This is a genomic window from Halanaerobium praevalens DSM 2228, from assembly GCF_000165465.1.
Lineage (GTDB): Bacteria > Bacillota > Halanaerobiia > Halanaerobiales > Halanaerobiaceae > Halanaerobium > Halanaerobium praevalens.
In genome coordinates this window covers 143,912-161,460 of sequence record NC_017455.1, presented here as the reverse complement: position 1 = coordinate 161,460, position 17,549 = coordinate 143,912, and the positions used below count along the sequence as shown (strand labels likewise).

Below are 17,549 nucleotides of genomic sequence, written 5' to 3'. Positions count from 1 at the left end.
TTTCATAATAATTCAATCACAATTGATATCAGAGTTTAGTTTTAAATATACTCTGAATACTTCTCGCGATAGGTTTTTACCTCTTCAACAATAGCTTCAACATCTATTACCATTTCCATCATGCTGATTTGTTCTTCATAAACATCTTCCTCAATCTCAGCTTTGATTTCTGGCTCCACGACATGATAACACGCGAGTCCCAACGGAACTCCTGCTAAAGGACCAGCAAAGGTTGGATCTCCATTTGTTACTGTTTCACAGGCTAAACCAGAAGCTTCTGCTTCTGCTCCACCTAAGATAACAACTAGATTTTCCGCACCATGTTTATCAGCAAGATCTTTTATTCTCTGCTGATTTTCTAGGTCCATAGCTCCTGCGCTTGTTCAGACAAAGCACTCAGTTGTAGTAAAAACGACTTCATCTGCACCAGTTGTTTCCATGCATTCTTCAATTGCTGGCCCAGGAATACCATCGCGATCACCTAAGATAGCGATCTTTTTACCTTCTAACATAAGTTGCACCTCCTTTATTCTTTATTTTCATCATTTTCACAATTTTATAATAGCATAATCATGATTATATGTCAATCATGATTGTGATTTTTTTTACTACTTTTATTTAAATTTTCTGTTTTTTAAAAGTTGAATCCTTATTAAATCAATTAGCTCTCAAAACAAAAAAATCTCCTAAAATAGTTTTCACTACTCTAAGAGATAAAAAAAATAATTTACTTTTTAATAATTTAATTCCATTTTATTTTAATACCTTTTTCACCTTTTTTAGCTTTAGCAATTACAGCAGCCTCAATATCTGCAGCATAAAGATCAATTAATAACTCTGCAGCATCTTCTGCAGCTACTGAAATTAAAAGTCCACCTGAAGTTTGAGGATCATACATTAAATCATAAAGAGTTTGGTCTCTTTTTCCTTCTTCGACTACAAATTCCTGATAATTTTCTTGATTCTTATAAGCACCAGCCGGTAAAAGACCTGTTTCAGCGAAATCTCTAACGCCCTCAAAAATAGGGATTTCTGGAGCATCAATTTCAATTTCTAAACTACTGTTTTCAGACATCTCAAGCAAATGACCAATTAGGCCAAAACCTGTTACATCTGTACAAGCATTGATTTGATATTCAGCAAAATATTCTAAAGCAATATTATTTAAAGTCAACATTGATTTCACTGCTGGATTACTTTGATCACTCTTAGCAAATCCTGCTTTAAGGGCTGTAATCATAACTCCAGTCCCTAAAGGTTTAGTTAAAATGATTAAATCATCTGCTTTAATTCCAGAGTTGCTGAGTAAATCAGCTGGAGCAACTGTTCCAGTAACTGAAAGTCCATATTTAGGTTCTTCATCTACAACTGTATGACCACCACATAAACTGGCACCTGCTTCTTTAACTTTATCTGCTCCTCCCTGTAAAATTTGAGAGAGGACCTCAGTCTCTAAACAGGAAGGAAAGCCAACTATATTCATCGCCAAAATAGGTTTGCCACCCATAGCATAAACATCACTTAAAGCATTAGCTGCAGCAATCTGACCAAATAAATAGGGATCATCTACTACTGGAGTAAAAAAATCTAAAGTCTGAATTAAGGCTAGTTCATCTGTTAAACTATAAACAGCAGCATCATCTGCTTTATCAAGTCCAATTAACAATTTTTCTGGATCAGCAGGAAAATTAACGTGACGCAGTACCTGCGCCAAAGCCCGAGGGCCCATTTTAGCTGCTCAACCAGAAGTTTTACTATAATCAGTTAATTTTATTTTTTCCATTTTAACACCAACTCTTTGTAAATTATTTATTTTATCATATTTATTAAAATTAGATTCTTACAACTTGATCAGTATTTAAAGCAGAAGCTATTTCGTACATATTACTAATTTCTCCTAATTCAATTTCTGCTTGCAGTCCATAATAATCAACACAGGTTCCACATAAAAGTATTTCTACTTCTTTTTGGATAAGCTCTTTTAAATAAGGAATAATTTCCTCATTTACAGCTAATTTAACTCCAGAATTAATAAAAATAATCTTTTGTGGTAGAGGCTCAAGTTCTTTGATCGTAGAGATAAAGCCTTTAATTAAGATTTTACCTAATTCAGCTTCTCCTGTGCCCATTTTATCAGCAGCAATCAAAAATGTTTTAGCACTGGGCTTAGAATTCACCTCAGAATCTGCTTGATTAGTAGTTTTTAATTTTTTAAACATGACTTTAAATTCTGTCTCTGATTCTTCTACAACTGAAACTTCTGCTCCCATTTTTTTTGCTAATTTTTTCAAATTATTAGCAGCAGTTTGATTATCAACAATTACTAAAACTTCTTGATTCGAATTAATCGCTTTTTTAGCAAGTACAACTGGCTTAGGACAAGCAAGTCCTTTAGCATCTATCTCTTTCATTAGCGACTCCTCCTTTAAACTATTTTTTAATTAGAAATTTTTTTAAAATCTTGATCTTTAACTTGATAAATATCTTCATATTCTATTTTATTTTCAGCAGCTAGTTTTTTAACTTGCTCCAAATCTTGCAATTTAATCTTACCAGATAGACCACAGGAAGAACTAATTTGTCTCGGGACTGGAATAATATTAACATCAATCTGATTTGCTTTTAAAACATTTTCAAATTCTAAAGCAAGGTGAGTTGAATAAAAAGTGAAAATTAAATTATAAGTTTCCAATATTATTTCTCCTTTAATCTGATTTACTTTTTTAAATTAAATCTTAAATTATTTTTTAAATTAAACTATAAAAATCAAGCTAAGTTAATGGCTTCTTACTTTTTTTATTATATCATAAATGAGAAAGTATAAAAGCAAAATTTAAAATTCATCCCAGATTACTAGCTATTAAAGCTCCACCAATTGCTCCTGCAAATTGAGAATCTGCATAACTTAAAACTTGTGTATCTAATTTTTTACTTAGTTCATTTTTAATAACCTGACTCTGGGCTAAGCCCCCTGTAAAAAGAACCTTTTCTCTAAAAGTTATTTTGCTTAATAAAATATTAATCCGGTTAATGATAGAATCTATAATTCCACCAGCAATTTCACTTTTAGAAACTCCATCTGCTAAAAGAGAAATTATTTCAGATTCTGCAAAAACAGCACACATACTGCTAATATTTGCTTTTTTTTCACCCTTAATCAACTTATCTAAATTATCAATTTGCTCTTCTAAAGAATTAATTGTCATCTCTAAAAATTTGCCAGTTCCAGCAGCACATTTATCATTCATCACAAAATCAACTACTTGTCCAGCTTCATTAAGCGAAATAACTTTGCTATCTTGGCCTCCAATATCTACAATTGTTCTAATTTCATTATTTAAATAATAGCCACCTTTACCATGACAGGTTATTTCAGTTACAGTCTTATCAGCAAATTTCTGTGAAACTCGACCATAACCAGTTGCAACAACACCTTTAATATCTTTAGCTTGCAAATTATTAGCTTCTAATAAATAATTAAGGGTTTGCTCTCCACTTTTTTGAGGATTCCAACCAGTTGGAGCTAAGCTTTTATCAATAATTCCATTTTTAAATAAAATTCCTTTACAAGCAACAGAACCAATATCAATTCCAATATAGTACATTTTATTACCCCTCTAAAGCATTTCTAAAAATGCAGTTAAACGAGTTTCTAATTGACCTGTATCTGACTGAGAATAATCAGTTTCAATATTAATATAAGCAGTATTTGATCCTTTCAGCTCATCTTTTATTCTTTTTGTTTCAACATTATAAGTATGACAAGCCTGTAAAACCATATCTACTACACCATCAACTTCATATTCTGAGACTAATCTATTAATTAAATCAACTCGATTGTCATTAGGACTCATACAAGAACAAGGTGTATTTAAATATTTTTCTGCAATAGCATCAATTGGACTTTTAGTAGGGTCTACAGTTTCTTCATTTGGTTTTAAACCAGTACAGTTTTCTAAACAAACTACAGAACCGCCATTATTTTCAATTGCTTCAATCACTTTTAAGGTAGCCTTACCCATTGGACAACCAGTAACTAAAATTCGAGGTGCAGATTCACTAATTCTTTTTTCACCTTGATTATATCTTTCTAAAATATCTGCTGTAACTGCTTTAGTTCTTTTGTTAGCAATTTCCTTATCAAAAGTATAATTAGAAATATTTAAAACTTTGAAAATTTCCGTTCCATAAATTGGGGAAGGATTTAGTTTTGCTAACTGATAAAATTCTTTCAAGGTATTTCTTTCTTCATTTTTAATTTCTATTTCTTGAGCCAGCCGCTCTTCAGTAATTTCAGTTTCAAATTTTTCTTCTAAAGTTTCTTTTAAAACTAATACTTCCTTTTTCCAAAAATCGAAATCTGACTGCCTTTTTGCTGATTGAGGTAATTGCATTACATGAACTGGAGTTACCTCATCTAAATATTCATACATTTTCTTTTTACCATCACAGGTTGTTTCTCCAACAATCAGATCGGCAAAATGAAAATAGGGACATTTATCCGTAATAGCAAAACCATAACTTGATTTAATTAAAGGACATAAATTTCTTGGTAAATCTTTTTCAGCTTCATCAATAGTATCATTGCTAGTACTACATAAAGTTACAGGTACTGCATCAGCAGCTCTAATTACTTCATAAGGAGTAAAAACACAATATGTACCTACAACATTTTTCCCTTTTTTTTCTACCATATCTTTCATTGCTATCGGACCATGTCCTTTAAGTTCTCCGTCTAAACCAGCTAAAATTTCTTCGATATTTTTCATTTTAATTAACCCCCAATTAGATTTTTTAATTTAAAAAATTATTTTAAATTTAATCTATGTAAAATATTAAATTAAAATTAACTATCTTAAAAATAAATCTAAATCATAATGTCTTAATTGATCTCCATAATTTTTATTATAAGTTAATTTAACATCCTTAATTTTATTTATTTGCAACTTTTTTGCAATCAATTTTTTGTTTTGATTATTTTCAACAGGAGTAACTGTTGCACAAAGTCCAGCTACTATAGCTTCAAATTTTTCAGATTTGATACCAAGACCTACCTCTTCTTGTTTAAAACCACTTTTTCTGGCCCCTGCACAAAGAAGAGAAAAACTAATATTATCATTTTTATAAGGTTGAGCAGTACATTCAGAACAGATTGCTTGATTACCCAGCATTTTAAACTCTTTATATGGTCCATATTGATGACTATAAGCTTGAATTAATCTCATTGCATTAAATGAATTAGTGATTATGATTATAATATCTGGGCGCTGTTTAAAATCTTTTAAGGGTTTAACCTGAACTCCATAAAGATCATGCTCACAAATTTCTATGGCATCTGTAGCTGCTCTAGCAGTAGCCGAATCTTGATATAAACCACAGCCATCATAATATGCCCCTGATTTATAGGCTTCATCTAATTCTACAATTCCCAAAGCTCTAGCTCCTGCAAAACAAGAAAAATTATCAAAATCAGCGGTAATTTTTTGTCCATCTGCTGCTTCTTTTACCATTCTGCAATAAGATCTTTTTTTCTTAGAATCTGCTCCACCATATTTTTCAAATTCTTCTTTATTAAAAATAAATTTTACTCCAACTATATTTCGCTTAAGCTCTAATACAGAATTTACTCTTGCTATTAACTCTGAATAACCAAAGTTTTGTTTCATTAAGTAAATCACCTCCTCAATAGTAGATTTAACTTTTTAAAATCTACTTTTTTATTATTATTTTACAATTAGCTTATAGCCATCTTCAATTTTACTTACTTCAACTTCAGCTCCTGATTTTCTGACAAAACGAATCACATTTTCTTTTGCAACTTCTTCTCCAACAAGTATCTCTAAATCTTCTTGACTATTTTCTAATGCTTCTTTTGTCATTACAACAGGTTCAGGACAAGAACGTCCACGAGCATCTACTTTTTTCATTGTCATTTCCTCCTAAATTAATTATTAATTCTTAAAATCCTATTTAATAACCAGAATTATATTTATTTTTTAAAATTAGAGTTATAAAACTTTATTTAAAAATCTCTTTGTTCTTTCATTTTGAGGACTATCGAATATTACATCTGCTTCAGTTTCTTCAATTATTTTTCCTTCATCCATAAAAATAACTCTATCTGCAGCTTCTTTAGCAAAACCCATTTCATGAGTAACAATTAACATAGTCATATTCTTTTCAGCTAGAGCTTTTATGACATCTAAAACTTCACCAACCAGTTCAGGGTCCAAGGATGAAGTAGGTTCATCAAATAAAATCACTTCAGGATTTACTGCCATAGCTCTTCCAATTCCAATTCTTTGTTTCTGTCCTCCTGATAGTTGAGAAGGATAATTATCTTTCTTATCACTCAAACCTATCTGGTCTAAGATATTTAGTCCAATTTTTTCCGCTTTTTGTTTATTTATTTTTTTTACAGTAATCAAAGATTCAGTTATATTTTCTAAAGCTGTTTTGTTTTTAAATAAATTATAAGTTTGAAAAACCATAGAACTATTTCTTCTCAGTGCAGAAATTTCATGTTTAGTCACATTTTCAGTATCTATTTTCATATTTCCAATTTCAATTATCCCACTATCTGGACTTTCTAAATAATTTAAGCATCTTAATAGTGTCGATTTACCTGTACCTGATGGACCAATTATTACAATAACTTCACCTTTTTTAATTTCTAAGTTAATTCCTTTTAGTACTTCAAGATCATTAAATTTTTTATAGAGATTTTCAATCTTTATCATATATACCCACCTTAATATGCTTTGCTCATCTTTATTTCAATTTTTTGCTGGATAAAGCTAAATAATTGAACCACAATCCAATATATTATTATTACATTTGCAAATGCTTCAAAATACCTGTAAGAAGAAGCTCCTTCCATCTTAGCTGTAGCCATAACTTCAGTAACTCCTATTGTAAAAGTTAAGGCTGTTCCTTTTATAATATTAATAAAACTATTAAAAAGGGTTGGAATTGCTACTCTGGCAGCTTGAGGCATTATTATTCTTCTCATAGCTTGAAAATAGCTCATCCCAACAGACAAAGAAGCTTCCATCTGACCTTTATCAATAGATGAAATCGCACCTCTAATGGCTTCAGACATATAAGCTCCTGAATTCAGACTCAGACCAATTATCGCAATTGTAAAACCATTAACTCGATTAAAAAAAGGTATGATTTGTGGAAGACCAAAATAGAGAAAAAACAATTGAGTAATTAAAGGTGTTCCCCTAAAAAATGAGACATATATCTTTGCCAAAGAATATAAGCCTTTAAATTTGCAATTGCAGATAAAGGCAATAATCAAAGCTATTATTAAGCCAAAAATCAATGCTAACAAAGATATACTTAAGGTTATATTTAATTTTTTAATCATAAATGGGAATAAATTTATAGCATAATTAATATCAAACATTATTATTTTCAGCCTCTTTCATTATTATATATATTATTGAATTTAAAAGAATAATTTATAAAATTATTCAGCCTGCTTTCTATTTAAGCCCGTAAACATTAAAGCAATAGCTCCATCTCCCTTTATATTGCAAGCAGTTCCAACTAATTATTTTGTAGTTGTTTCAATATCAAACCATTTCATTGATAAAAAAGATAATGTTCCATCATTATGCATAGCATTAATAGCTTTATTTATTTCAGTTATTTTCTTTTGATTATTACTATTTTTGGTAAACGCATAAGCATTAATTTCAGTTCCAATAGTTGTATTCACACCCATTAATCTTAAATCCATATTTTCTTGTTCAATTACAGATTTAGATTTAACAGCTGACTGCCAACAAGCATCAAGTCTTCCAGATTCAACTAATTTTTCTAAAGGAGCACCATCGTAATATTTTTTATTTAATTTAAGTTCTTTTTCCTTATCTAAATTTTCTAAAGTTCTTTGACCATTTCCACCCAACCAGGCACCGATTTTCTTATTTTTTAAATCTTCCATAGATTGATAAGAACTATCATTTTTTACTATAAAATCATATTTACTATAAGCATAAGGTTTAGTAAAGACATATTTTTTTTCTCTTTCTGGTGTAATAGACATTTGATGGGCAACAGTATCAATTTTATTTGTATCTAACATTCCCATTAACCCACTAAATTCAGCTATCTTAAACTCAACCTCATAACCTGTTCTTTTAGATATCTCATGCCAAACATCAATTTCGAAGCCTTGTAATTTACCATCTTTCTGGAAACACCATGGATTGTAATTACCACCTGTACCTACAACTATTAAATCCTCAGCACCCACCTGGGCTGCCCCAATAACATTAATTGATAAAAATAATACTGCTAATACAACCACCACTATTATATTTTGTTTTTTCATTGTTTTCCTCCTTAGTGTTTTAAAAAAATATTTATGCTGCTTTTTTATTAAATTGAATACTGCTGTAGGCAATTATAAATAAAGTTACAATCCCAATAATTACAGCTATTCTACCATTAATAGAAACTCCACTACCTGATCCAGCCAATCCAAAGTTATGAGAAATAGCTGCTCCCACCAAATAACCAACAAAAGCTACTGCTGAATCAGTATTACCTTCACCTGCCAAAATAGTTTGACGAAGTGGACAACCTCCAAGCATTACTGAACCAAGACCAGTTAAAAACATGCCTAAAAGATTCCAGAGCCACTGACTGTGAGCTGCTGGTTGGCCTGCAAAACCAGGATTAAAATTACCAAAAATTAAGTTTACTATAAAGGCAAAAACAAAAATTGAAATAAAACCAGTAATTAAATGAGAATCTTTGATTAAATAAAGATCTCTAATTCCTCCTGCCATACAAATCCGACTTCTTTGAGCTAAGACTCCAACAATAATCCCTGCTGCAAGTGCAACTGCCCAAAATGCATAGTTTGCACCAGGACCTTTCTCACTAAAAATTATAAAAGAAGGTCTTACTATTCTAAAAATCAATAAAACAACAGCTATAATTGGTAAGATATAACCATTTATTTGATTAATTTTATAATTTCTCCCCAAAGTAAAACCCTTTTTAAGCAGCTGTGAACCAGCTAAAACTCCTAAAGCAAAACCTATAATTCCGGCAATTGCGTTCCAATCTCCGCCAGCTAATCTAAGCACCATTCTTAAAGGACATCCTAAAAATACCAAAGCTCCAATCATCACAAACATTGCTATTACAAATCTTGTGATCGGTGAGGAACCTCCTTTAACTTTAAATTCACCTGTACTGCGAGCAATCAAAAAAGCTCCCAGAATAAAACCTATAATTTCTGGCCTTATATTTTGAACAACTGCTGCTCTATGTAATCCAACCGCACCAGCAATATCTCGGATAAAGCAAGCTACGCAAATTCCCATATTAGCTGGATTACCAAAGACCACTAATAATCCACCTAAAACACCTATAAATCCCCCAGCTAAGATAATACTTTTTTTATTACTAATTTTTATCTCCCCCAAAATTTAATCATGGTAATGATTTCTTTCACATAAATTATAGCACAGTTTATTTTAATTATAAAGTATTTTTATAATATTTATAATTTTTTATTATATTGCTTGATTAATATCTAAATAAAGCCTATAATGAACTCAAGAATTTTTTTATTCAAAATGTAAAATTAAGCTTCAGGGGGGGAATAAAGATGGATAAAGTTTATCTTGATAATGCAGCTACAACCAAGATTAAGGCTGATTTAGTTAGGGAATCAATTTTAAATTATTATGATAATATTAATTGTAGTCCAGGTAGAGGGGGCTATCAAGATTCTTTAGCAGCTGGTAGAATAATTTTAGATGCCAGACAAAAAATAGCAGATCTTTTTAATGTTCAGGATATTAAACAAATAATTTTTACTCATAATATAACTTATGCTTTAAATATGGGGATTAAGGGGATTTTAAAAGCAGGAGACCATGTCATTACAACTACAATGGAACATAATTCTGTTTTAAGACCCTTAAAAAGTCTTGAAAAAAAGAATTTAATTAAAGTAGATTACATAAAATGTGATAAAAAAGGAAGGCTCAAGCCTGAACAAATTGAAGCTGCTATTAATGATAAAACTAAATTAATTGTCTTAACACATGCTTCAAATGTTAGTGGAACCTTAATGCCAATTAAAGCAGTTGGAAAAATTGCAGCTAAATATGATATTTATTATTTAGTTGATACAGCTCAGACAGCTGGTATCTATGAGCTTGATTTCGAAAATTTAAAAGCTGATTTTTTGGCCTTTACAGGCCATAAAGCTCTAATGGGACCAACTGGAACAGGTGGTTTTGCAATTAGCAAAAAAATGGCTACAGAATTAGAGCCTCTAATTGAAGGTGGGACTGGTAGCAAATCTGATTTAGCTGAACAACCTAATTTTTTACCTGATAAATTTGAGAGTGGAACAATGAATACCATGGGGATTAATGGCTTGAAAGCAGGGGTAGAATTTATTCAAGAAACAGGAATCAAAAATATCAGAACACATGAACAAAAACTAGCCAAAATATTTTTAGCTGGTTTGAAAAAAATACCTGAAATAAAAATAATTGGCCCAGCCAACCTCAAAGAACAGGTACCAACTTTTTCGATTACAGCTGGTAAGAGGGATTTAGGCCAACTAAGTTATGAATTAGATAATAAATATAATATTATGACCAGATCAGGCTTACACTGTGCACCTTTAGCTCACCAAACTCTGTCAACTTTCCCAGCTGGGAGCTTGCGCTTTAGCTTAGGCTATTTTAATACAGAAAAAGAAATTGAATATACTCTAAATGCTTTAAAAGAATTATTATAAGCTTTGTTTAGCTGCTTTTATAAATTGCTTAATTAATAAATCATCTTGGCGATTTTGATTATATGCTAAATAAAAGTCTCTTAAATAATTTAAATTTTGAATTTTAATTTCTTTAACTCTACCACAAGTAGTGGCTTTTTGAGCTGCTACTTGTGAAATAAAAGAAATCCCTAAGCCAGATTCTACTGCCGAAATTATAGCCTCAGTACTACCTAACTGGCTAATAACATTAAAATCTTCTAACTTAAGTTGAGCTTCTTCAAAAGCAAATAGAGTTGCTTTCCTAGTTCCAGAACCTACTTCTCTAATTAATAAATTTTCTGCTTGTAAATCAGATAAAAATACTTTTTCTTTTTTTAATAACTTATTACCTGAAGGTACTATTAAACTTAAACTATCATCATATAATTTTAATTTTTTAAATCTATTATTTTCAGGTTTAGAACCTACAATAATCAAATCAACTTCATCAGCTTCCAAAAGTTTAATCATTGATCTACTATCACCAACTGAAACCTCTGTTTTTAAATCAACAATCAGCTTATTTAAATTAGAAATTATATCTGGTAATAAATATTCTGAAGGAATTGTACTAGAAGCAATTTTTAATTTTTTAAGTTTCATATTTTTTTTACTTTCTACTTTTTGCTCCAAATAACTCCATCTTTTAATAATTTTTTTAGCTTCTTGATAAACTATTTTGCCAGCTGGACTAAGATTAATTTGTCCTTTTTCTTTTTGAAATAATTTTGTAGCAAAATATTCTTCTAATGATTTAATCTGCATACTTACTGCTGGTTGGCTGATTTCAAATTTATCAGCTGTCAGTGAATAACTTTCTAGATCAACTAAAGTAATAAATATTTTTAATTTTTCAATTTTCATTTTATCATTCCTTTATTGACATTTATCTTATTAAAACTTTTATGCTTTAAATAAACTAATCATTATAAGTTTAACACAAAAGTGATTAAATCCCAATTTGACTTATCTATAGAATGATGAACTTAAACTTATTTTCATTACAGTTTAAACTTAGATATCATATTTTCAAGATTATTAGACATTTCAGATAATTGGTATGCTGCTGAAACAATCTTTTCAGTTAAAAATACTTGTTCTTCGCTTGCAGAAGCTACTTGTTCAGCGTTACTAGCAGACTCCTCACTAACAGATGCAACATTATTAATCATGTAATCGACATCTTTACTTAAAGTATTCATTTCAAAAGTTTCATTATCAATTTCTGTTATTAATTCTGTTAAGTCAAATACTTTTTTATTAATATTAGAAAAGTTGCTTCCAGTATTTTTAATTACTTCTACGCTATCATTAACTGCTATTTTAGTAGTTTTCATTTTTTGAACTGCATTATCTACTCCAGATTGAATTTTATTAATTAATTTAGAAATATTATCTGTTGCATTTCCAGACTCTTCAGCTAATTCTCTTATTTCATCTGCGACAACAGAAAAACCCCTACCTGCTTTTCCAGCTCTTGCTGCTTCAATAGCTGCATTCAATGCTAACAAATTAGTTTGTTTAGAAATATTATTAATTAAATTAACTATCTTCCCAATTTTTTCTGATAAATCTCCGAGATTATTAATGATAATAGCTATTTCTGTTGAATTTTCTTTTACTCTATTTATTTTGTCAATAGAATTATTCATTGAATCTTTACCTACCTTTACTTCTTCAACGACTTGATAAGATGCCTTAGACATTTCTTCTGATTTTTCTCTAGTTCTATTAATTTTGTTTAATAGTTCTGCTACATTAGTACTTGTTTCTTCTGTTTGAGCAGATTGTTCTTCAGCACCTGAAGCAACATTTTCAATTGATTTTCCAACTTTATCTGCTATTTTAGATAATTCTCCCCCCGAAGAAGCCAATTCTTCACTTTGAAAGCTTAATTCAGAAATTTCTTCTTTAATACTATTAATCATTTCTTTTTGTGATTTAACAGTTTTATTATACTCTTTAGTTAAATTTCCAATTTCATCTTTACTCTTAAAATTTATCTTACAAGTTAAATCACCTTTGGCTATTTTCTCCATTCCTTTTAAAACTGTATGGATATTTTCGGAAATATACTTAGAAATAAAGAAAATAACTATAACCAATAAAAAAACTGTAATTAAACCAAAAATTAACATTTTAATTTCAATGTTATAAATAAAAACAGATACTTCTTTAGCCACTGCCTCTCTTTGGTCTTTTATTGCCCCCTCATAAGTTCCAGCTCCTATAAAATACTCGGTATTACCTATGGGTGTAACATATCCAATTTTTGTTTCTTCTTTATTAGTATCAGGATTATCATATAAATAATTAACAAAGCCTCCACCAGCTTGAGCCTTATTGGATAAAATTTGAAGTAATTTTTTTCCTTTTCCAGTTTTTAAGTCCCAACGATTTGTCCCTACTAATTCTGGAGAAGGAGGAAGAGATATTGTATCACCATTAAAACTATAAATATAAAAATAACCCTCATCACCAAAATTAACTTCATCATTATACTCTCTAATTAAATTTCTTAGTCTGTTTTCACTTAATTTTCCCCCTTCTTTTTTAAATACTTCTGCTAAAAATTGTGCAGACGTATCTGTTGCATTTTTAACTTTTTCTTTTTCCAAATCTAATAAATATTTACTCACTGTTTTATTATTTTGTCTATTTAAATTTTCAAATTCATTATGAAATACAAATCCCATAATAAATACCATTATTAATAGACTCATTCCTATAAGTAAAAATATTTTATTTGCTATACTTAAATTTTTAAAAACCATTATCTTACCTCCTTAATTTTGTTAAGCTTTCCTAAAATCAATTACTCCTTTATTCTAATAACTAAGATTCTCAACTAATAATTTTGAAAAGCTTTAATATAATTCATTCTACTCAAATTATCAATATCTTTAGATGATTATGTATTAATTTTTTTAAAATAAGTTATCAAAAATAATCTAATCTATTTAATTATTTTTTTGTCTTAATTTATATTCAAATTATATTTATCGATTTTTTTATAAAGAGATGTGCGATGAATCCCTAATATTTTGGCTGCTTCAGTTTTATTTCCATTACATTTCTTTAAAGCATTTATTATTACATCAATCTCAACCTGTTGTACCACTTCAGACAAATTGTTATTTTCAAATTCTATAGTTCTTTCTTTTCTTGAATTGATATTATCACTTATTATAGATGGTAAATGTTTAGGTAAAATAGTATCTCCGCTATTATAATTTAAGCATCTTTCCATGAAATTTCTAAGTTCTCTAACATTTCCAGGCCAATCATAATCTTTAAGCTTTTTAATAGTTTCATCAGACAATTTTTTATGTTTTAAATCTAATTCTTTAGCTAATTTTGAAATTATTGATTTAGCAAGTAAGGGTATATCATCTTTTCTATCTCTTAATGGAGGAATATTTAATCTAATGACATTTAATCTATAAAATAAATCTTTACGAAAATCACCATTTTTAACTTCTTCTTCTATCCTCTCATTAGTTGCAGCAATTACTCTTACATCAAGATCAATTAAATGATTACTTCCTATTCTTTGCACTTCTTTTTCTTGTAACACTCTTAACAATTTAGCCTGCATTTCTTTGGGCATCGAACCAATTTCGTCTAGAAAAATAGTTCCTCCTTGTGCAATCTCAAATTTTCCAGCTTTTCCACCACGACTGGCTCCAGTAAATGATCCCTCTTCATAACCAAAAAGTTCAGACTCTAATAAATTTTTCGGTATTGCAGCACAATTCACCCTAATAAGTGGACCATATTTTCTATGACTGGATTTATGTATAGCATGAGCAAAAAGTTCTTTTCCTGTACCACTTTCACCTTGAATTAAAACTGTAGAATTACTTGATGAAGCATCCTTAGCAATTTTTTTAATATAATTCATATTTTTATTTATAGTTAAAATATTATCAAATGAATATTTAGCTTCTTCAAGTTTTTTAACTTTATTTTTATAATGATTCAATTTACTTTCGAGACCTTTTATTCTTTTTGTTAAAATCTTTAATTCTTTAACATCTTTAAATAAAACTTTACCAATTCCACCAATGATTTCTCCATTTTCAAAAATCGGAATTCTACTACAAATCATTTCATTTCCTTCTATTTTTTGTATGCAACCTATTTCTTTTTTTCCTGTATTTATTATTTTATGCATTCTTGTATTTTCAATGATATCAGCTACATATTTACCAATTACATCTTTTTCTTTTAAACCAAGAAATTCTTCATAAGCTTTATTAAATTTAGTTATATATCCTTCTTTATTAACAATTACTATTGCTTCATAAGCTTCATTTAAAATTGTATTTAATACATTTAAATCATTTTTAGTACTTGTAAGTTCATTTTTAATCCTATCAATATCACTTAATTCTTCAAATACAGCTAATGCACCTGTGATTTCCCCTTTATAAATTAAAGGAGTTCTATGAGTATAAATTTCTTTTTTATTTATACTTAATGTTAATCTTTGACTTATCAGCTTTATTTCTTTATTTAAAACTTCTAACAATTTTGATTCTGGTACAACACTTTTGATATCTGTATCTAATAATTCTTTTTTAGAAAACCCTAATAATTTTTCACTTGCCTTATTAACTAGAATAATTTTTCCCTGTTTATTAATTGCTATTATACAATTATGAATAGAATCAATTATAGATTCAAGCCACTCAAAAACATCTTTTTTACTATTAAAATCATTTAAATTCATATCATTTATCTCTCCTATTTTTATAATGTACAAATTAAAGAATTAATTATATATAAATTATATTTTTATATAATTATTTTTTTCACAATTATATAAAAAATATTATTTTAGATTAATTTAAAATGATATTTTTTAAATTATAAAAATTTTAACTAATAAAAAATAAAGCCCATAAAAATTTAAAAAGCAGTAATTTTTATAAGACTTAATACAATTTAAAATTTAAGGGCTATTTATTTTTTATTGATTTTAATTTGCTCAAATTTAACTAGACTATATATGTCTTTTTCAAATTTTTTGAAGAAATATATAATTCACAAGCTATTAAAAATAATTTGACTCATAATTAAATTATATTATAAACAATCTTGATCTATACAACTTCTTAAATTATAAGAAGTAAATATCTAATTTTTTATAAATTTTAAAAAATAAAAAATATATAATCAATCAAAAATCAAAGTTCAAGACAATTTATATATAAATAATTGTCTTGATAATATAATTTATCATTATAACTTTTTGGAAAACAAATTGTTTTTTTATTCTTCTATTTGATTTATAGAATATAAATTAAATAATTCTAGAAAAGATAACTCATTCCTTTTTTACAATTAAAAAAATAATATTTGAATAAATAAAATATTCCTAATAAATGCCTGTTACTAAATAGAATAATGAAATTATTACGGAAGAAGCAATTGGCAATAAAATTGTATTAAAAGCAATATCTTTATAACTTTCTTTATGAGTTAAGTGACAGACAGACAATAAAGTTATTACGGCACCACAATGTGGTAAACTGTCTAGACCACCAGCAGCAACAACCATTACTCTATGTATTACTGGCCCAGGAATACCCATTGCTAAAAATTCTTTTGATAATACTTCAAGTGCAATAGCAGTACCTCCAGAAGCTGATCCAACAATACCTGCTAATAATGTAGTAGAAAACCCTACCTTGAAAATAGATGGTATAGCTAAATTTACTACTCCGCTCTTTACTGTAGCAAAAGCAGCTAATGACTTGATAACTCCACCATATCCTACTTCAGATGCAGTATTAAAAATAGGTAATAAGGCACCTACAGAACCAGCAAAAACCTTCTCATTTCTTTTAGGAATAAACTGCTTCATTGTAATCAATACAAATACTACTGCAACTGAAAGTGCTATGACAACAGGCCATGTACCATTAATAGAACCTCCAACAGCTTGATATTTATCAATAACAGATGGTTTTTCAAACCACCAATTTGTTAAAATAAAATTAAGAATAAAAACTATAATTATCGGACTTATAGCAAGTCCAAAAGTTGGAATATTATCATCTTCTAAATGTAAATCTGCATCGTCATGATCTCCATAACCTTCTCCTCGTTCTTGCATTTTATTCGCTCGAGAAGTTAAATAAGTTACACCTCCAAAAAACATAATTAAACCAGCCATAATGCCCAGTATTGGTGCAGCATAAATGTTAGTGTCGAAGTAGACTGTAGGCATTGTGTTAATATATTGAGGTGATCCAGGTAAAGCAGTCATTGTAAATGTAAAACCACCTAAAGCAATAGCTCCAGGAAGAAGACGCTTTGGAATATCAGCTTTTTTTAATAAAGAAGCACCAATTGGATACATAGCAAATACAACAACAAATAAAGAAACACCACCATAAGTTAAAAGACCTGTAGCAAAAACAATAGCTGTAATAGCTCTTTTAGGTCCAAATTTTTCTGCTATAAAATCTGCAATAGCAGTAGCAGCCCCAGAAACACCCATTAATTTACCAAAAATAGCACCTGCTAAAAATACTGGAAAATATTTTCCAATATAACCAGCAGCTGCTGGCATGAATTGTGTTGATAAAGCGTGCAAAGCTGGAACTTCTCCAGCCATCAAAGCTGCTGTCATGGCTAAAATTGGTGCTAAAACAAGTACACTTACCCCTTTATAAGCAAAATACATTAATGCAATTAGCGTTGCAAGAATAGCAAGAACTCCTAACATACT

At 29.1% G+C, this 17,549-nt stretch carries 17 protein-coding genes; 1 reads left to right on the top strand and 16 read right to left on the bottom strand.

The genetic code is table 11. The features are described 5' to 3' along the window. Window positions 1-41 precede the first annotated feature (41 nt). The 12 genes from grdA to yedE all read right to left on the bottom strand — a co-directional run bounded on the left by grdA (window position 42) and on the right by yedE (window position 9,437). Window positions 42-512 (bottom strand): glycine/sarcosine/betaine reductase complex selenoprotein A, encoded by a 471-nt coding sequence (grdA, locus tag HPRAE_RS00705; protein WP_083787818.1) that lies wholly within the window; start codon window positions 510-512, stop codon window positions 42-44. Window positions 513-742: 230 nt separating this feature from the next. Continuing rightward, complete coding sequence (selD, locus tag HPRAE_RS00695; RefSeq protein WP_083787816.1) at window positions 743-1,783, bottom strand: selenide, water dikinase SelD; 1,041 nt, start codon at window positions 1,781-1,783, stop codon at window positions 743-745. Window positions 1,784-1,832: 49 nt separating this feature from the next. Next, on the bottom strand, window positions 1,833-2,411 hold the full coding sequence (gene yedF / locus HPRAE_RS00690; RefSeq protein ID WP_014552324.1) for a sulfurtransferase-like selenium metabolism protein YedF: 579 nt from the start codon (window positions 2,409-2,411) through the stop codon (window positions 1,833-1,835). 26 nt (window positions 2,412-2,437) lie between these two features. Further along, window positions 2,438-2,692 carry a putative Se/S carrier protein gene (locus tag HPRAE_RS00685; RefSeq protein WP_014552323.1) on the bottom strand — a complete coding sequence of 85 codons (255 nt, stop codon included), beginning with the start codon at window positions 2,690-2,692 and terminating at the stop codon, window positions 2,438-2,440. Window positions 2,693-2,840: 148 nt separating this feature from the next. After that, window positions 2,841-3,605 (bottom strand): acyl-CoA dehydratase activase, encoded by a 765-nt coding sequence (locus tag HPRAE_RS00680; protein ID WP_014552322.1) that lies wholly within the window; start codon window positions 3,603-3,605, stop codon window positions 2,841-2,843. A 12-nt stretch (window positions 3,606-3,617) separates the two neighbouring features. Beyond that, window positions 3,618-4,769: a double-cubane-cluster-containing anaerobic reductase gene (locus tag HPRAE_RS00675; RefSeq protein ID WP_014552321.1), complete on the bottom strand. Its 1,152-nt coding sequence runs from the start codon at window positions 4,767-4,769 to the stop codon at window positions 3,618-3,620. 81 nt (window positions 4,770-4,850) lie between these two features. After that, window positions 4,851-5,666 carry a DUF169 domain-containing protein gene (locus HPRAE_RS00670; protein ID WP_014552320.1) on the bottom strand — a complete coding sequence of 272 codons (816 nt, stop codon included), beginning with the start codon at window positions 5,664-5,666 and terminating at the stop codon, window positions 4,851-4,853. A 57-nt stretch (window positions 5,667-5,723) separates the two neighbouring features. Beyond that, complete coding sequence (locus HPRAE_RS00665) at window positions 5,724-5,927, bottom strand: sulfurtransferase TusA family protein (RefSeq protein ID WP_014552319.1); 204 nt, start codon at window positions 5,925-5,927, stop codon at window positions 5,724-5,726. An 81-nt stretch (window positions 5,928-6,008) separates the two neighbouring features. After that, window positions 6,009-6,740, bottom strand: coding sequence for an amino acid ABC transporter ATP-binding protein (locus HPRAE_RS00660; protein WP_014552318.1), 732 nt, complete (start codon window positions 6,738-6,740; stop codon window positions 6,009-6,011). Window positions 6,741-6,751: 11 nt separating this feature from the next. Next, window positions 6,752-7,414, bottom strand: a complete 663-nt coding sequence (locus HPRAE_RS00655) for an amino acid ABC transporter permease (protein ID WP_014552317.1) — start codon at window positions 7,412-7,414, stop codon at window positions 6,752-6,754. A 147-nt stretch (window positions 7,415-7,561) separates the two neighbouring features. Then, window positions 7,562-8,347 (bottom strand): transporter substrate-binding domain-containing protein, encoded by a 786-nt coding sequence (locus HPRAE_RS00650; RefSeq protein WP_014552316.1) that lies wholly within the window; start codon window positions 8,345-8,347, stop codon window positions 7,562-7,564. A 31-nt stretch (window positions 8,348-8,378) separates the two neighbouring features. Then, window positions 8,379-9,437: a YedE family putative selenium transporter gene (yedE, locus tag HPRAE_RS00645; RefSeq protein ID WP_041607088.1), complete on the bottom strand. Its 1,059-nt coding sequence runs from the start codon at window positions 9,435-9,437 to the stop codon at window positions 8,379-8,381. A gap of 200 nt (window positions 9,438-9,637) precedes the next feature. Here yedE and HPRAE_RS00640 point away from each other — a divergent pair, with 200 nt between their 5' ends. Beyond that, window positions 9,638-10,786, top strand: a complete 1,149-nt coding sequence (locus tag HPRAE_RS00640) for an aminotransferase class V-fold PLP-dependent enzyme (protein ID WP_014552314.1) — start codon at window positions 9,638-9,640, stop codon at window positions 10,784-10,786. Here HPRAE_RS00640 and HPRAE_RS00635 read toward each other — a convergent pair. From HPRAE_RS00635 to HPRAE_RS00620, 4 genes are all read right to left on the bottom strand, one after another. After that, a complete protein-coding gene (locus tag HPRAE_RS00635; RefSeq protein ID WP_014552313.1) occupies window positions 10,781-11,671 on the bottom strand; it encodes a selenium metabolism-associated LysR family transcriptional regulator in 891 nt (296 codons plus the stop codon). The two genes, HPRAE_RS00640 and HPRAE_RS00635, sit on opposite strands and share 6 nt — an antisense overlap. A 137-nt stretch (window positions 11,672-11,808) precedes the next feature. Further along, window positions 11,809-13,581, bottom strand: a complete 1,773-nt coding sequence (locus tag HPRAE_RS00630; protein ID WP_014552312.1) for a methyl-accepting chemotaxis protein — start codon at window positions 13,579-13,581, stop codon at window positions 11,809-11,811. A 203-nt stretch (window positions 13,582-13,784) separates the two neighbouring features. Continuing rightward, window positions 13,785-15,542 (bottom strand): sigma-54-dependent Fis family transcriptional regulator, encoded by a 1,758-nt coding sequence (locus tag HPRAE_RS00625; RefSeq protein WP_014552311.1) that lies wholly within the window; start codon window positions 15,540-15,542, stop codon window positions 13,785-13,787. A gap of 648 nt (window positions 15,543-16,190) precedes the next feature. After that, window positions 16,191-17,546 carry a GntP family permease gene (locus HPRAE_RS00620; RefSeq protein ID WP_014552310.1) on the bottom strand — a complete coding sequence of 452 codons (1,356 nt, stop codon included), beginning with the start codon at window positions 17,544-17,546 and terminating at the stop codon, window positions 16,191-16,193. Window positions 17,547-17,549: the final 3 nt, after the last annotated feature.

What these genes read in the sequence shown, in the direction of transcription:
- yedF (WP_014552324.1), bottom strand. Translation starts at nt 2,411, where the DNA reads ATGAAAGAGATAGATGCTAAAGGACTTGCTTGTCCTAAGCCAGTTGTA.
- HPRAE_RS00680 (WP_014552322.1), bottom strand. Translation starts at nt 3,605, where the DNA reads ATGTACTATATTGGAATTGATATTGGTTCTGTTGCTTGTAAAGGAATT.
- HPRAE_RS00675 (WP_014552321.1), bottom strand. Translation starts at nt 4,769, where the DNA reads ATGAAAAATATCGAAGAAATTTTAGCTGGTTTAGACGGAGAACTTAAA.
- HPRAE_RS00670 (WP_014552320.1), bottom strand. Translation starts at nt 5,666, where the DNA reads ATGAAACAAAACTTTGGTTATTCAGAGTTAATAGCAAGAGTAAATTCT.
- HPRAE_RS00665 (WP_014552319.1), bottom strand. Translation starts at nt 5,927, where the DNA reads ATGAAAAAAGTAGATGCTCGTGGACGTTCTTGTCCTGAACCTGTTGTA.
- HPRAE_RS00660 (WP_014552318.1), bottom strand. Translation starts at nt 6,740, where the DNA reads ATGATAAAGATTGAAAATCTCTATAAAAAATTTAATGATCTTGAAGTA.
- HPRAE_RS00655 (WP_014552317.1), bottom strand. Translation starts at nt 7,414, where the DNA reads ATGTTTGATATTAATTATGCTATAAATTTATTCCCATTTATGATTAAA.
- HPRAE_RS00650 (WP_014552316.1), bottom strand. Translation starts at nt 8,347, where the DNA reads ATGAAAAAACAAAATATAATAGTGGTGGTTGTATTAGCAGTATTATTT.
- HPRAE_RS00640 (WP_014552314.1), top strand. Translation starts at nt 9,638, where the DNA reads ATGGATAAAGTTTATCTTGATAATGCAGCTACAACCAAGATTAAGGCT.
- HPRAE_RS00635 (WP_014552313.1), bottom strand. Translation starts at nt 11,671, where the DNA reads ATGAAAATTGAAAAATTAAAAATATTTATTACTTTAGTTGATCTAGAA.
- HPRAE_RS00630 (WP_014552312.1), bottom strand. Translation starts at nt 13,581, where the DNA reads ATGGTTTTTAAAAATTTAAGTATAGCAAATAAAATATTTTTACTTATA.
- HPRAE_RS00625 (WP_014552311.1), bottom strand. Translation starts at nt 15,542, where the DNA reads ATGAATTTAAATGATTTTAATAGTAAAAAAGATGTTTTTGAGTGGCTT.
- HPRAE_RS00620 (WP_014552310.1), bottom strand. Translation starts at nt 17,546, where the DNA reads ATGTTAGGAGTTCTTGCTATTCTTGCAACGCTAATTGCATTAATGTAT.